Raw genomic sequence first — 14,232 nt, 5'->3', positions numbered from 1 at the left:
AAGCAAGATGTTTTTAAATGCTTAGTATAGTAGCGTTTTTTAAGCAACTAATTTATCAAATACAAAAATAAAATAGAAAATCTGTGAGAATTTTCAGAAGTAAGCGAGAATAAGTAATTATTTATAGCTATTTTTCGTGTTAGTTTTTATTTTAGTTCTATTGGAGTAATGTTATATCCAAGCTTCTTTAATTGGTTTATCAGTCCGCATTCATACATTAAATGGCTCAACCCAACAGCTATAAAACAATTCTTCTTTTCAAGTAATTCTTTAATTGGTTTAATCCACTTATTGTTCCTGTCAGTTAGCATAAGCGTATTACTACAAGGTACATTCAGTTGATAGCTAACTTCCATATTAGAATACCAATCAATTTCTTCGCAGTAATCAGAATCTTCGTTACTAATCTTTCGAATAATATTAGTAAGCCTTTTTTTATGTTTTTTTCGAGGCATTCCTTCAACATCTTTATTTATTAGGTCTATTTGTTCTTCAGTTGTTTCAAGTCCATAAAGTTCTATATTTTGTTCAATTGCTCTAGAGCCTATATAGTCATCTAAAGAAAGTGATGTATCGTTAGCACTTTTATTTAAACATATTTGTTGTTTGAAATATCTGTTTAGAAAAACATACATTTCAGTTGGAGTCATTTTGTTATAATCAGTAGGACTTTTATCAAAAAGGGTTTTAACGAATATCAAGTCAATTTTATTCAAATATTTATTCCACTTGGTTTTGTTTGTTCTTTGGTTAATAATATCCTCAGCCATTCTTCCTGGAATATTTAAATTTTCTTTTATCAATAAATCACAGGACTCCAATGCTTGATTAGCCCTTGTCAAAGAGTCAAAAAATGATTTTCCAAAAGCGTGATGGGTTCCGAAAAGATATGATATGTTTTTTGAATTTTGATTAGTTATTTTGAAAAGAACTGTTTTATGTTTTAGTGAATCATTACTGTTTTGGCCTATCAAATATGTTGTAGTAAATATTAAGAATAATATTGTAGTAATTTTTTTCATTGTAATTTCTTTAATGTCTATTTCTGAAATATGTCAACGGTTAAAGCTATGACTTTCAGATTGTGGAAAAAATCAGAGACTTTTCTACTGTATAAATCAAGCGGGTTAAATATAAAACAAACATTTTACAAAGTGAAATGTCATGCATAATTAGTAGGGATTAGTTTTTTATAATAAGGCCTTTTTAATTTGATATTTTATTCTTTTTCCTTGTAAATTAACCAGTTCTAGGATGATATCATCGTTTAATTTGATGTCTATATAATCACAGAAATCATTTCCGTTTTCAAAATCTAGATTATCAATTTTGATTACTTTCATATTTGGTCTAATCCCTTTAGAGTAAGCATCTGAATTTTTTATAACGGATTGAATATAAATACCTTTTTCTACTGTGTAGCTTATTGTAAACCCAGTTTTATTATTCTTATCTATTATTTTATCCGATTTTACAAGGTAAAGTTTTTTGTTATTCCAATCTATAGAAACCTTAAATCTTGATAGAAAATCATTACCAAGTGAAACTGTTTTTCCAGTTTGAATCATAACATTTTTGATATTTAAGTTATTTATTCTTAAAGAATCTGAATATGTTATCTCTCTATTAAGCTTAACAGGTTTACCTATAATTCCACTTTGACTAGTCCCTTTTTCCATAAATGTTTCACTAATTATATTCTTCTCTTTAAGTACATTAAATATTTCATCGCTCAAAGCAAAAGCTCCGTTAGAACCATAATCAACTAAAATATTTTTAATATTAGTCTGTCCAAGATTAACATCTATAAAAATATTGTACTGGTAATCAGTTTTAAAAGGTAAAACAATACTCTCTTTAAGAGTATCTGTTTCCATTTTTCTAGATAAGGACAAAGAATATTTTTCTTGGTCAATTGTCCAATTACATTGTCTAATTAAATTTGAGCCAATAATGCCATCTATTCCCAAACATTTCATTATTGGATTTGCATTAAAGTCTCCAATAAATGCAGTTTGGTTCTGAAACAACACATTGCCAATGTTTATTGAATCAACTTGTACCCATTTGACTTTTTTTCTATTGTAATCACTATCTACAATATTACTTTTACTAACTACCTTGAAATTATTCTTCTTCTGAATTTCTTCTGATATACTGAAGGGAGCACCTGTATCAAATAAAAAATTGTATTTTTTTCCTTTTATAGTGATGGGTACAATGATTAGTTTTTTTCGAATTTCAATATCTACAACTTCTGTAGTATTTTTATTATTGATAACACTTCCGTATTTTATTGATTCAGTCCATTTAACAGAGCATCCTTGAGTTAATAGAACCGTAAGGCAAATAAATATTAATATGTTATAGTTATTTTTCATTATGCAATTGTTAAATATAGTTTACCTTATGTTGAGAATTTTGTTTCTAAATTAGTCTAAAAATGCTTGTTTTTTAGCTTAGTTCTTTGTTAGGCGCTGTGTTTTTTCTATAATTTTTCTTTAATCGCTTTTCTCCAAAAGTAAATTCCAAAGAAACAAGTAACGATGGCAAACATAATCCCATTTTCACCAAGCCAATATTCAGTTCCTTCAGTTTTCATTGTTAGAGGTGGTAATATTTTTTGAATATACACATTGCTTACTGCGTGAAAAACTACTGCTGGCCATATACTTTTAGATTTAAAAGTATAGTAGGTTATAATAAATGACATAGAAATAATTACTATAAAAAATGTAGTAAATTCCAATAGCACATTATTGCTGTAATAAACAAGCAATGGCCAATGCCAAGAAGCCCAAATAAATCCGCTAAAAATTGATGTACTTGTAAATGAAAGTACCTTTCTCAATTCATAGATAAAAAAACCTCTCCACCCAATTTCTTCTCCTAAAGTTGTTGCAGAGGCTCTTAATATTTCCACAGTACCTAATAAGATAATGGCTATTATTGTTATTTCCATTGGATTTAATGTGCCTATTCCAAACAAACCAAGTTCTTTTCCCCAGTCTGTTATTACGTCTCCATTTGCTAAATTTCCAAATCCGAATATCCAAATTAATACATAAGTGATTACACTATATAAGGCAGGAATAAAATAAGATAATCGGATATATTTCCAATTTCCCCAATTCCAATTTAGAGATGAAATTTTTCGCCCTTTTATCTTTAAGGTAATAAATGCTGCAATTGCAGGACACCACATTATAGCTCCAACATAAATCCGTGAAGGATATAAATTTACTATAGCATAATGGAAAGGGGAAGTGAGAACAATAACGATTATAAGAAATAGAAAAATTGTATTCCAAGTCTTTCTACGCTCCGACAAATTTTCTAGCATAAGGCTTTAATTATTGGTTTGTTTATGAAAGACGATGAAGTTTAAGGTTTTGTTGCATTGCGCCTAACAACTATTAAAAATAAGATATACAGAGAGAAAGCACTAGGAATCCCTTCAAAAGCTGTTTTTTGTTCCTTAAAAGTTCTCAATATATGGGAGTTACAACAGCTTTAATGCTCGTTGTAACGTCTGGTTTATACATAATATTTTAAATTATGTAGCCTTTATTCATGACGGATCAAACTTGTGGCCAAATCCTTGTTAGCGGCTGGTATTCTTTATTGTCCAAATAGCACCGTTTTTAGTCATCAGCTTTTCTAAATGTTCCTTTGTTACAAGATCATTTAATTGTTTTTCGCTTTCTGATTTTGGTGTTCCTGAAAGTTCAGAAAATTCTTTTGCCGTCAAAGAATGATACTTTGAGAATAGCGTTTCCCAATTTTTGCTGTATTCACTTTTGGTTGCTTCCGGGTAAAGTTTCAAAACAGATGTTTCATAAAAAGGATAAGGCTTTGAACCATATACAATTTCTTTATTGCCAAAATTATCTAAAAAGAAAATAGTCGGAAAACCTCTTACTCCATACGATTTTGCCAACTTCAAATCTTCTTCAAAAAGTGTTTTTGCTTTGCCGTCAAAATCAGTTTTTAATTGCTTTACATTTAAACCGACTTTTTTAGCAGCTGTTTCTAAATATTCCCACTTTGTAATGTTCTTTTTTTTAAGAAAAACCATTTCACGGATTTCTCTTAAAAACGAAATGGCTTTTTCTTCGCTCTGTATTTGTGCGGCTTTGAAAGCTATTGAAGGCGGATAAGATGACGATAAAGGGTCTTCTAACCAAACGTCCCCATCAATAGGCATATCGTAATAAACGCTTACTTCGTCCCAATGGTGTGCCACATCAGACGGTTTGCTTATGCCACCGCTGTTATAACTCCAATCGGGCAACAAGCCACCCATACGGTACTCTATTTCTATGCTGTTGCCGTATTCTAATTTCAGTTTTCTTAATTGCGGTTCAATACCCCAACATGAAGAACAAATCGGATCTGTGAAATAAACAACTTTAACAGATTTTTTTATGTTTTGAACAGCGATTTCTGTTTTTGTTGTGTTATCTAATATTTCGCAAATTCCATCAACAGGGTTACACATTAGGGGATTGTTTTTTGATGTTTCGTTAGCCATTATTTTTAGTATTATTTGTTTGTCCTTGACAACTGATTAATGTGGTTATTAAAAGAAGCGTTATCACTGTTTTGTGTTTCGTCATTGTTTAACATTATTGTTATATCTTTGTGGTGCAAAGTTAAATTGTTTAAAAAATTCTTGCAATAAGTCAGAATTATATGACTACTAAAAATTTGAGAGATGGTAAGGAAACCTGTCCTGCACAAGGGCTTTTAAAGTTACTTTCAGGTAAATGGAAACCTGAAATTTTCCGATTGGCCGTTGAAGCACCTTTGCGGTTTAGTAGCCTGTTACGTCAAATTCATGGCTCAAACAAACAAACATTGTCCGTTGCTTTACGTGAATTAGAAGATGTTGGCTTGTTGGAAAAAGTTGTCATAAAGCAAAAACCTTTACACATAGAATACAATCTTACCGAAAAGGGGAAGTCGTTAATTCCTGTCTTAAAACAGTTGGAAGGGTTATCGTAGGATGTTGTTATACTTGCGGCTAATGGTCTCATATAACTGTCAGTTACGAGTTAATATGCGTTAATTTTCGGTTAAGCACAGGTGTTAGCAATTCCGAGTAGATTCGGAAGAAATCGAATCCGTCGTAATTGAGGTTGTACATCTTAAGTTAGCAATTTATTAAATTTAATTATTAATCAGGAAAAATAAGAGAGAAGAAGAATTAGGATTAGTAAAATTGGGAATAAAAAAACTATTATTTTTATGCAGTTTTATTGTTAGTAAATACTACAAAGGTTGTAAAGAACTTTATAAAAGAATTGTAGCTAAAGGAAAGCGGTTTGTAATAAACTACTAAAACAAGCTTTTACAATTGTTAAATCTGGTTTACCTTATGATGAAAATTTTGTTTCTAAATTAGTCTAAAAATGCTTGTTTTTTAGCTCAGTTCTTTGTTGGCATTAGTTTTTATTACTAGTGTGTCTGATAGTCGATCATGAAGTCCTTTTTTTGAAAATAAATAATAAAAAATATCTATTGGGATTAATCTTGATATTGTTCTTTTAAAAATTCTTAAGAAAGTTATCTCACCTCCATTTACGTTAGCAACTTGAGTTCTCGTTAAAAATTTTCCTAACGTTCTATGAAAATAAAATTCCAATACAGAATAGTAGGTCAAATAAAGGATTAATCCTAAAGAAATACTGTATATATAATTGATCAAATATGAACTAAATCTGACAAAATAAAGGTCTAAAATATAAGCGACCAAAAAGTAAAGAGTTAACCAAACAACTGTATCAATAATAAAATTAATTAGACGAAGAATTGAATGTACTGAATAACTAGAAAAATCTTTATTATTCAATGCTTTATTTTTGTGTTTCTTCATTTTTACAGTAATTGTTTTTTTTGGACTTTATCCTAAAAGTCTACTTTGTTAAGTCAGAACGATTATATATTTATAATACTAGTTTCATCTTAATGTCTCGTCCTGAAATATGGCTACAGGTTAAAATTGATTTTACGCTGTTAATTTGTATACCTATACGTTGTTTTATAGTTTAAAGATACGTGTAATCTTATTTGGTTGTATAAATTAATTACACTTTTTGTAGCTTTTTTAGCGTGAGCCACAGTATCAAAGGTTTGATCAAGATAAAACTCGTCTTTCAAGATTCTGTTTACACGCTCTGCAATGGCATTTTCGTAACAATGATTTTCTTCTGTAATACTAATTTTGATGTTGTTTCTCTTTAAAAAACGTTTTCAATTTATCAAAAGGAATAACAGCAATTTTGTCGTACAAGTCCGTATGTACGCCATTTGGAGTAATCATAATCATCAGTGCTTTTGGCTCGGAAACATTTTTATAGGCATCTTCACTGAAATAACGTGAATGTGTATTTTTCATTGACCAAGATTGCCAGTGCGAAAACATTGGTTCTTTGCATATAAATTGTTACGAGAAACTGTTAGGCACTATCCCAATCTGATTGTGCATTGGCAAGATGAATTTAAATCTTAGACTTGTCAAGGTGAGCTGTATGATGTGAGAGCATCAAGCACGGTTAATTGAATAGGTTAGGGGGAAACTCCCCCTTTACCTACTTGACATTTTTCTGTTTTTTATACAGATTCGATTTTTACAGAAGTCATTGTTAGCGAGCCTCCGACTGCTTTGTCGTTGAATAGTGTTATTTTCTCATTTTCTTCTTTCAATGCCAAGGTATAAAGTAAAGGCAAATAATGTTCAGGAGTCGGAATGGCCAAATCAAAGGCTTTTCCTTGTGATTTAAAGTCGATTAAAGGTTGAAAATCCCCACTTAAGATATAGTTTTTCATTTTTTCGTTTGCTTCTGTAGCCCAATCGAAAGCAAATTCTTCGTTTAGCTTGTTCCAGGCAACCCTACGAAGGTTATGTACCATATTACCACTTCCAATAATTAAAACACCTTTATGGCGAAGGCTGTTTAGCTCTTGAGCCAATTCGTAATGATACCTTGCCGGTTTTGAATAATCAATGCTCATTTGTATGACCGGAATATCGGCATTTGGATATAAATGTTTGATTACGCTCCAAGCTCCGTGGTCAAATCCCCACTTATCGTCCAATCCTACCTCTGTCTTGGTAATAATACTTTTGGTTTCTTCCGCCAATTCTGGGCTTCCCGGTGCAGGGTACTGAACATCGAATAAGGCTTGCGGAAAGCCCCCAAAATCGTGAATTGTTGGTGGATTTTGCATTGCTGTAACAAAGGTACCTTTAGTTTCCCAATGTGCCGAAATACAAAGAATCACATTTGGTCTTATAATTTCTTGACCTAATTTTCTGAATGCCGAAACAAATTCGTTTTCTTCAATGGCATTCATAGGGCTGCCGTGACCTAAGAATAGCACAGGCATTTTGCCTGTGTTACTCATTGTTGAAGTCATTTTGTTTAAATCTTTTAAAGTCATACTGTAAGGTATTAAAGGCAATAAAGCCATTGATTTTAAAAATTGTTTTCTATTCATTTTATGTAACATTATATAACACAAAGTTGTTTAAGCTATCTTTTTACTCAACCAATTATCAATTGAGTATTTTCCTGCTCCAACAATTGTAAGCACTACATAAATTAAAAGATAAAGTAATGCCATTTCTTTAGCTGCAAAATCATCATTTGAGTGAACAATAAATGCAGCAATAAACATTGTTATACTTAAAGATATGGCTGAAAACCGTGTTGCTACTCCAAAAATCAAAAAGATTGAACAGATTACTTCGGCAAAAACTGCAAGAGCCAAAGATGCAGTTAATCCAATTCCTAAAGGGTCTAAAAATTGAATTGGGTCATTGCCAAAAAGCATTGTTAGTTTACCTAATCCGTGAGTCAACATCATTCCTCCAATTACAACTCGTAGTATCAATAATGCAATGGATATGTTATTCTGTGTTGTATTAGAACTAAAACTTTTTTTAATTAACTGTTTCATTTTTTTATTGTTTTACAAATTGAACTTCTGCATTAATTTTTATTTCATTTCCGACCATTACTCCACCTGCTTCCAAGGCGGCATTCCAATTGAGTCCATAGTCTTTTCGGTTCAGTTTACCATTTATGGAAAAACCTGCTTTCTCGTTTCCGTAAGGGTCTTTCATATAACCTCCAAACTCGGTATCTAATGTGATTTCTTTTGTAGTCCCTTTAATTGTAAGGTCGCCTACTAATTTGAATTCATCATCATCTACTTTTTTAATGGATTTGCTCACAAATGTAATTTCCGGATAACTTTCTATTTCAAAGAAGTCAGCGCTTTTTAGGTGTGTGTCTCGATCATCATTATTCGTTGATATAGAGCTTGCATCTATGCTTGCCGATATTTTTGATTTTGTAAAATCTTCGCCATCTATGGTTCCTTCAAAGGTTTTAAATTCTCCTTTTACATTAGAAATCATCAGGTGTTTTACTTTAAATGTAATTTCGCTGTGTGTTGGGTCTATTGCCCATTTTGTTGTTTTCATTTTCTTATATTTTTTTAACGTTATTGGATAATTTTTAAACGTATTACTGCTTGGCAAACTGTAAGTGCACTACTATGTTTACATCTTTGCCAATACCTGCTGCGGTAGGATCGTAATTAATATTGTAGTCAAATCTGTTAATGGTGGTTTTGGCTTTCAATCCCAATTTTTCGCCCTGGTCACTTTTGGCAGTTCCGCCATAGTACACATCAAAAATTACGGGTTTGGTTACATCTTTTATGGTTAGGTCGCCATATAATAGATATTGCTCAGGTTTTCCAGTAGCTAAGATTTTCGTGCTTTTAAAAGTCATTTCCGGATATTTTTCAACTTCAAAAAAATCAGCACTTCTCAAGTGGTTGTCCCTGTTTTCTACATTTGTATTGATACTTGTTACTTTAACAGTAAAATCAACATTTGCCTCTTCCAAAGCTTCCCCATTTGTAGTAAGGTTTCCGGTATATTCCATAAATTTCCCATTCACGATACTAATTCCGGAATGTGAAATATTGAAATTTAAGGACGAATGGTAAGGGTCTACCTTCCAGTTTGCTTGCGCGAATACGTTTACATTCAAAAATGTAATTGCTAATAAAATCAGTACTTTTTTCATAATCATATAAAATTTAATTGTTAATAATATTTGATTACAAAGATAGTAGCATTTACGATGAAGCGAATTACACTTTTCGGTAAGAGGAGTGTAGATTTAGGAAATCAACCTATTTTTCATCTCTTCACGGAACTTACCTGGCGATTGCCCTGCCTTTTTTTTAAAGACGTTAGAAAAATAAGAATTCTCATTGTAGCCCAGTTCATAAGCTATTTCAGATATGGTTTTTTCTGTAGAGATTAATAGGTTTTTAGCTTCAATTAATTTTCGGGTTTCGATTATTTCTGAAACACTCTGTGCTAAAATATTTTGGCAGATGATGTTCAAATTCCTTGACGACATAAAAAGTTTTTCTGCATAGAATTCCACGCCAAGTGGTCTTCGGTAATTTTCTTCAAGAATCGTCAGGAAGTTTCCGAAGGATATATGTTGCGTTTTTTGAATAGGCTCGTCTTGTGGTTCTAACTTTTTTCGTTCGGCTTCTATCATCGTGAACAGGACACCCAATAGTTGCCTTATTATGGAAAGGTCTGTTGTATCTTGTTGTGTTTCGGCATACATCATTTCACAAAGGGTAACCAGTCTCTGAAAACAATGTCCTTTTTCAAGTTCTAAATTTGCTTGAGTATGATAAAACGAATAGAGTTGAAATGTTGTTTCTGGAATAAATTCGCTTTTAAAACGAATTGCCCAAATATCACATTTGCCATTATGTAGCTTCGGAACTACTCTGTGTAATTTTCCTTTGGTTACGAAACTCACAAAAGGAGATTGGATTTTGGTAGTGTTAAAATCAATGAAATGCTCCAATTCACCTTCAATGCCAATTAATAACTCTTCAAACTCGTGGTTGTGGGGTTCGTCAGGTTGGGAAGAAATTTTTTTGGCTTCTTCTTCGTCAACTTTGAATATATGGAAGAGTTTGTTCATTTGGTATGCTATACGTTGTTTTTAAGGTTCTCACTAGAGAGTTGGCTATGGTCCCGATTACGTTAAAATTTGCTCACCCCGAAGTTTCAGGATTTCCAAAATAAGGATAAAATAGCAAATTGTAAGGAATTCTCTGCAGAAAATTCCTTACAATGAACATAAAAATAAGGTACACGCTGTCTTTTTTTTTCGATAGTCCGTCAGCGTTTGGGTTAGCGTAAGCTATATCCTTTTTCTTATTTCAAGTTTTCCTTAAAATATTTTTCTAATTTGTCAAATGGAATTATATCTATTTTATCGTACAAATCTGTGTGTACACCATTTGGAATAATCATCAATTCCTTGGGTTCGGAAGCATTTTTATAGGCATCTTCACTGAAATATTTAGAGTGGGCATTCTCACCTACGATTATTAACATTGGTCTTGGTGAAATTTCTTTAATGTAGGTCAAAATCAGCATATTCATAAACGAAATGGAATTCGTGGTTGTCCAACCGTTGTTTGAGTTTAAAGAGCGTTCGTGATACCCTCGTTCGGTTTTGTAATAATCATAATACTCTTGTACAAATTGAGGTTCATCTCCTGTTAGTTTTTCAGGAAGGTGTTCTGTAGGGTAAGCAGGAGTTCCGTTTTTGGCATCTTCCCAACGTTGCAAACTCATTTGTTCTAACATTTGGGTACGTTGTTCTGGTGTGGTAGAACCAAAATAGCCTTCTGCATTTACTCTGGACATATCGTACATACTGGTTGTGGCAACGGCTTTTACGCGTTTATCAACGGCTGTGGCATTCAAGGCAAAACCGCCAAAACCGCATATTCCGATAATACCTAATTTGTTTCTGTCGATATTATCCTGCAAACCAAGAAAGTCAATAGCTGCACTAAAATCTTCGGTGTTGATGTCTGGCGAAGCCACGTTGCGGGGTTCGCCACTGCTTTCGCCTGTGTAGGACGGGTCGAATGCCAACGTTACAAATCCGCGTTCTGCCATTTGGTTGGCATAAAGCCCGGAAGATTGCTCTTTTACTGCTCCGAAAGGTCCGCTGATTGCCAATGCAGGCAAATTGTTTCCGCCATTATTCGGAATATACAAATCGCCCGTAAGTTCAATACCGTAGCGATTTTTAAACGTTACTTTCTGGCGTGTTACTTTATTGCTTAATTCAAAAGTATAATGTTCTACTGTATTGCTCATGGTTTCTGTTTTTTGTGTTTGTTCTTCTTGTTTAACTTCTGATTTTTGTTGACAAGCTCCCAATAGTAACAGGGAAAAAGTCATTGTTGCTATTAATCTCGTTTTCATTTTTCTCTTTTTCATTTTATTCTTTTTTATACTGTTCATTCGTTACGGCTTCTTGCCAATCTACGATGCCTTTTTCGGTGTTGGGTACGATATACAGCTGTTGTAAACCCACATCAGGACTTGCTCCGTGCCAATGTCTTACATTTGGCGGACATTTTACCACATCTCCCTTTTTGATAACTTCAATGGGCTGTCCTTCAATTTGGTGGTAGCCAACACCATCTGTAATAATCAGAATTTGACCCGCTGGATGCGTATGCCAATTGCTTCTTGCTCTGGGTTCAAAATACACGTTCCCTACTGCCGTAGTAAATGTAGAATCTGGTGCTACTAATCCAATATTGTAAGCGTTTCCGGTAAAAAGATCTGCTGAACCTTTTTCGCCTTTTGGGAAAATAGCGTCCAACTTATTTTTGTCTGTTTTCATATTTTCTTGATTTTTTTCGGTATTTGAATTACAAGCGGTTATCAGAAACAAACTTCCTGTGAGTATTGCAATCGTTTTGATGTACTTGTTCATATCTTTTAATTTTTGTGTTATTGTTCCAATTCAATCGTTACGGTAATTTTTCCTTTCGCTTTGAAATATTCTATTCCGTTTGTGATTTTCCCCAAGGGAATCAAGCTGTTGGAATAACTGAAATCCTTATAAAACAGAGCGATATTTCCCCAAGGGGCATACAGCGTAATATCGCCTTCGGACGGTTTAAAGTCTTTGAGGGCGTCTTTGGTAGAAAGTTTTCGGGACGGATAAAATATCTTTTCCGTATTGGCATAATCGTCCATTGCTACGGTAAGCGGAAGCATTGTAACAAAATCCCTGCTTGTGGGATTGTCGTACAAAATAGCCGTAGCCGTATTTTCTCCTATGGTTATTTTTAGTTTCATAGTTTCCTGATTTGTTGTGTTCAATTCCTTGTCTTTATTACAAGCGTGCAGTTGCGTACAGCCCAATAAAAGAATAATTGTATAAAACAGCTTTTTCATACTTGTTCAATGTTTTTAATGATTTTCGCAGGGATACCGCCTACAATTGTATTGTCGGGAACGTTTTTTGAAACGACTGCACCCGAAGCAACAATAGCATTTTCGCCAATGGTTACACCTTGTAAAATCGTGGCATTTGCACCAATCCAAGCGTTCTTTTTTATGTGGATAGGTTTTGGAACAAGCGAATGTCTTTCTTCGGGCGAAATGGGGTGTCCTTCGGACAGCAAACTGACTTTTGGTGCTATCAGTACATTATCTTCAATGGTAATGCCACCTAAATCCAAAAACACACAATCAAAGTTGATGAATACGTTTTTGCCGATTTTGGTATGCTTTCCGTAATTGATGTAAAGCGGTGTGAATACGGCTGTACTTTTGTCAATTTCCAAATCTGTGATTTGGCTTAACAATTTTCTGATTTCATTTGGGTCAGTTGAATTGTTCATTTGCACGAGCAGTTTTTTCGTGTTGTATGAAGCATTTCTTAATTCTTTTCTTTGGCTGTCGCTGGAAGGAATAATTTCTCCGTTTCTCAATCGCTCAAAAATATCTAACTTTCCCATCTTTGTATTTTTTATAATACGAAGGTCGGGCGATTTTAATAGGTGCTGTTAAAGATATTCAAATCAATGATTATGAAATTCAAACTTTTTCCAACCGAACGGAAGATGGACTTACTCCTGCTTGTTTTTTAAAGAAATTATTAAAGTAAGTTGGGTACTCAAATCCCAAAGCGTATGCGATTTCCGAAACATTCCAATTAGTGTGTTGCAAAATGGCTTTAGCTTCATTTGTAATACGTTCCGAAATGTGGGTTGTGGTGGTTTTTCCCGTAACTTCCTTTACGGCACGGTTTAGGTAATTAACGTGTACCGAAAGGTCTTTTGCATAATCTTTAGCGGTTCTTAATAGAAGCGGTCTGTCGGGACTTTCCACGGGAAATTGCCTTTCCAAGAGCTCCATAAAAACATTGGTCAATCGTTCTGCTCCGTTTTTGTCCTGATTGTAATTTTCAGACGGTTTTAATTTTAGGGATTCGTGCAATATCAAGTCAATATAATTGCGAATAAGGTCATCTTTATGCTCATAGTCAGATTGTTGTTCTTCAATCATTTTTTGGAAAATACTGTTTAAAAACTGTCTCTGATGTTCCGAAATATCCAAAATCGGTGTGCCGCCCATTTTAAACAAAGGCGATTTTTGCAAGGTTTCCGAATGTTTTCCCGAAGTGTAAAAGTCTTCCGAAAATAGAATGGTGTAGCCCACATACTGGGTAGAAAGTGTTTCCCAAGAGTAGGGAATGTTTGGGTTTCCGAAGAACAAAATAGTTCCTTCGGCATCAAAACTCCTATCGGCATAATGGATACGGCTTTTGCCCGTGGTCAGGCAGATTTTATAAAAATCCTTTCGGCTGTACGCTTTGGTGGCATTGCCGTCTTTCTCAATCTGAAAGACATTGAAGCCTTTTAGTTTTAACTCGCTGTTGTATGTTGATAAGATTCTTGACATAGTGCAAAGTTAAGAAATTCAAACAAATCTTTGTTCTGTTTAAGTGATTATTCTCTTTCGTGCGTTGGCAAGAAACAGCTCTTTTGGTTTTTTACTCACACATATTCATTTTTATATAGGTGTTCGTGATTCGCTTCGCTTAATTGTGCGGTGGGCTTGTATTATACTGATATAGGTTGACCATTTTTTTGTTAATTATTTTTTTCTTAAATAGTCAGATACTGTAAATTTTGTTTATTTCTTCGATAACATTTATAGTTTGTATTTTGATTTAAATGCACTTGATTTGGAGTCAATAAATCTAAACTTAAATGCGGTCTAAGATTGTTATAAATATTCACAGCACGTTTTACAATCTTTTTAGCTAAGTTAGTATTTTTTATTTGTTGTTT

17 protein-coding genes and 3 pseudogenes are annotated in these 14,232 nt (G+C 33.3%); 2 read left to right on the top strand and 18 right to left on the bottom strand.

What is annotated here, in order from left to right; all coding sequences use genetic code 11:
- Positions 1-146 precede the first annotated feature (146 nt).
- The 4 genes from Q0714_RS03790 to Q0714_RS03775 form a co-directional block, all read right to left on the bottom strand.
- On the bottom strand, positions 147-1,022 hold the full coding sequence (locus Q0714_RS03790; protein WP_298262978.1) for a TraB/GumN family protein: 876 nt from the start codon (positions 1,020-1,022) through the stop codon (positions 147-149).
- 168 nt (positions 1,023-1,190) lie between these two features.
- Entirely contained in the window at positions 1,191-2,381 is a 1,191-nt protein-coding gene (locus Q0714_RS03785) for an aspartyl protease family protein (protein ID WP_298262977.1), read from the bottom strand.
- A gap of 107 nt (positions 2,382-2,488) precedes the next feature.
- Complete coding sequence (locus Q0714_RS03780) at positions 2,489-3,205, bottom strand: CPBP family intramembrane glutamic endopeptidase (protein ID WP_298262976.1); 717 nt, start codon at positions 3,203-3,205, stop codon at positions 2,489-2,491.
- Positions 3,206-3,604: 399 nt separating this feature from the next.
- A complete protein-coding gene (locus Q0714_RS03775; protein ID WP_298262975.1) occupies positions 3,605-4,534 on the bottom strand; it encodes a ClpXP adapter SpxH family protein in 930 nt (309 codons plus the stop codon).
- 161 nt (positions 4,535-4,695) lie between these two features.
- Between Q0714_RS03775 and Q0714_RS03770 the strand changes: the two genes are divergently transcribed.
- Positions 4,696-5,007 carry a helix-turn-helix domain-containing protein gene (locus tag Q0714_RS03770; RefSeq protein WP_298262974.1) on the top strand — a complete coding sequence of 104 codons (312 nt, stop codon included), beginning with the start codon at positions 4,696-4,698 and terminating at the stop codon, positions 5,005-5,007.
- Positions 5,008-5,199: 192 nt separating this feature from the next.
- Positions 5,200-5,412: pseudogene (locus tag Q0714_RS03765) on the top strand (IS110 family transposase); the annotation flags it as partial.
- Positions 5,413-5,425: 13 nt separating this feature from the next.
- On the opposite strand, the gene Q0714_RS03760 reads toward Q0714_RS03765, so the two are convergent.
- The 14 genes and pseudogenes from Q0714_RS03760 to Q0714_RS03695 form a co-directional block, all read right to left on the bottom strand.
- Positions 5,426-5,878 (bottom strand): RDD family protein, encoded by a 453-nt coding sequence (locus tag Q0714_RS03760; protein ID WP_298262973.1) that lies wholly within the window; start codon positions 5,876-5,878, stop codon positions 5,426-5,428.
- A 140-nt stretch (positions 5,879-6,018) separates the two neighbouring features.
- Positions 6,019-6,246: pseudogene (locus Q0714_RS03755) on the bottom strand (integrase core domain-containing protein); the annotation flags it as partial.
- Positions 6,221-6,427: a hypothetical protein gene (locus Q0714_RS03750; protein WP_298263384.1), complete on the bottom strand. Its 207-nt coding sequence runs from the start codon at positions 6,425-6,427 to the stop codon at positions 6,221-6,223. The gene Q0714_RS03750 and the pseudogene Q0714_RS03755, both read right to left, overlap by 26 nt.
- Before the next feature lie 188 nt (positions 6,428-6,615).
- Positions 6,616-7,503, bottom strand: coding sequence for a 4,5-DOPA dioxygenase extradiol (gene ygiD, locus Q0714_RS03745; protein ID WP_298263371.1), 888 nt, complete (start codon positions 7,501-7,503; stop codon positions 6,616-6,618).
- Positions 7,504-7,533: 30 nt separating this feature from the next.
- On the bottom strand, positions 7,534-7,965 hold the full coding sequence (locus Q0714_RS03740) for a DoxX family protein (RefSeq protein WP_298262972.1): 432 nt from the start codon (positions 7,963-7,965) through the stop codon (positions 7,534-7,536).
- 4 nt (positions 7,966-7,969) lie between these two features.
- Positions 7,970-8,494 (bottom strand): YceI family protein, encoded by a 525-nt coding sequence (locus Q0714_RS03735; RefSeq protein ID WP_298262971.1) that lies wholly within the window; start codon positions 8,492-8,494, stop codon positions 7,970-7,972.
- 43 nt (positions 8,495-8,537) lie between these two features.
- Positions 8,538-9,107, bottom strand: coding sequence for a YceI family protein (locus Q0714_RS03730; protein WP_298262970.1), 570 nt, complete (start codon positions 9,105-9,107; stop codon positions 8,538-8,540).
- A 96-nt stretch (positions 9,108-9,203) separates the two neighbouring features.
- On the bottom strand, positions 9,204-10,037 hold the full coding sequence (locus Q0714_RS03725) for an AraC family transcriptional regulator (protein ID WP_298262969.1): 834 nt from the start codon (positions 10,035-10,037) through the stop codon (positions 9,204-9,206).
- Positions 10,038-10,273: 236 nt separating this feature from the next.
- Positions 10,274-11,233, bottom strand: a complete 960-nt coding sequence (locus Q0714_RS03720; protein WP_298263369.1) for an alpha/beta hydrolase — start codon at positions 11,231-11,233, stop codon at positions 10,274-10,276.
- A gap of 124 nt (positions 11,234-11,357) precedes the next feature.
- Positions 11,358-11,861, bottom strand: coding sequence for a cupin domain-containing protein (locus Q0714_RS03715; protein ID WP_298262968.1), 504 nt, complete (start codon positions 11,859-11,861; stop codon positions 11,358-11,360).
- A 17-nt stretch (positions 11,862-11,878) separates the two neighbouring features.
- On the bottom strand, positions 11,879-12,328 hold the full coding sequence (locus Q0714_RS03710; protein WP_298262967.1) for a cyclophilin-like fold protein: 450 nt from the start codon (positions 12,326-12,328) through the stop codon (positions 11,879-11,881).
- On the bottom strand, positions 12,325-12,894 hold the full coding sequence (locus tag Q0714_RS03705) for a sugar O-acetyltransferase (protein ID WP_298262966.1): 570 nt from the start codon (positions 12,892-12,894) through the stop codon (positions 12,325-12,327). Before Q0714_RS03705 ends, Q0714_RS03710 begins: the two co-directional genes overlap by 4 nt.
- 79 nt (positions 12,895-12,973) lie before the next feature.
- Positions 12,974-13,840 carry an AraC family transcriptional regulator gene (locus Q0714_RS03700; RefSeq protein ID WP_298262965.1) on the bottom strand — a complete coding sequence of 289 codons (867 nt, stop codon included), beginning with the start codon at positions 13,838-13,840 and terminating at the stop codon, positions 12,974-12,976.
- Positions 13,841-14,046: 206 nt separating this feature from the next.
- A pseudogene (locus Q0714_RS03695) lies at positions 14,047-14,232 on the bottom strand (hypothetical protein); the annotation flags it as partial.

It is taken from the genome of uncultured Lutibacter sp., assembly GCF_947493565.1.
GTDB lineage: Bacteria > Bacteroidota > Bacteroidia > Flavobacteriales > Flavobacteriaceae > Lutibacter > Lutibacter aestuarii.
This window is presented reverse-complemented; position numbering and strand designations above follow the sequence as displayed.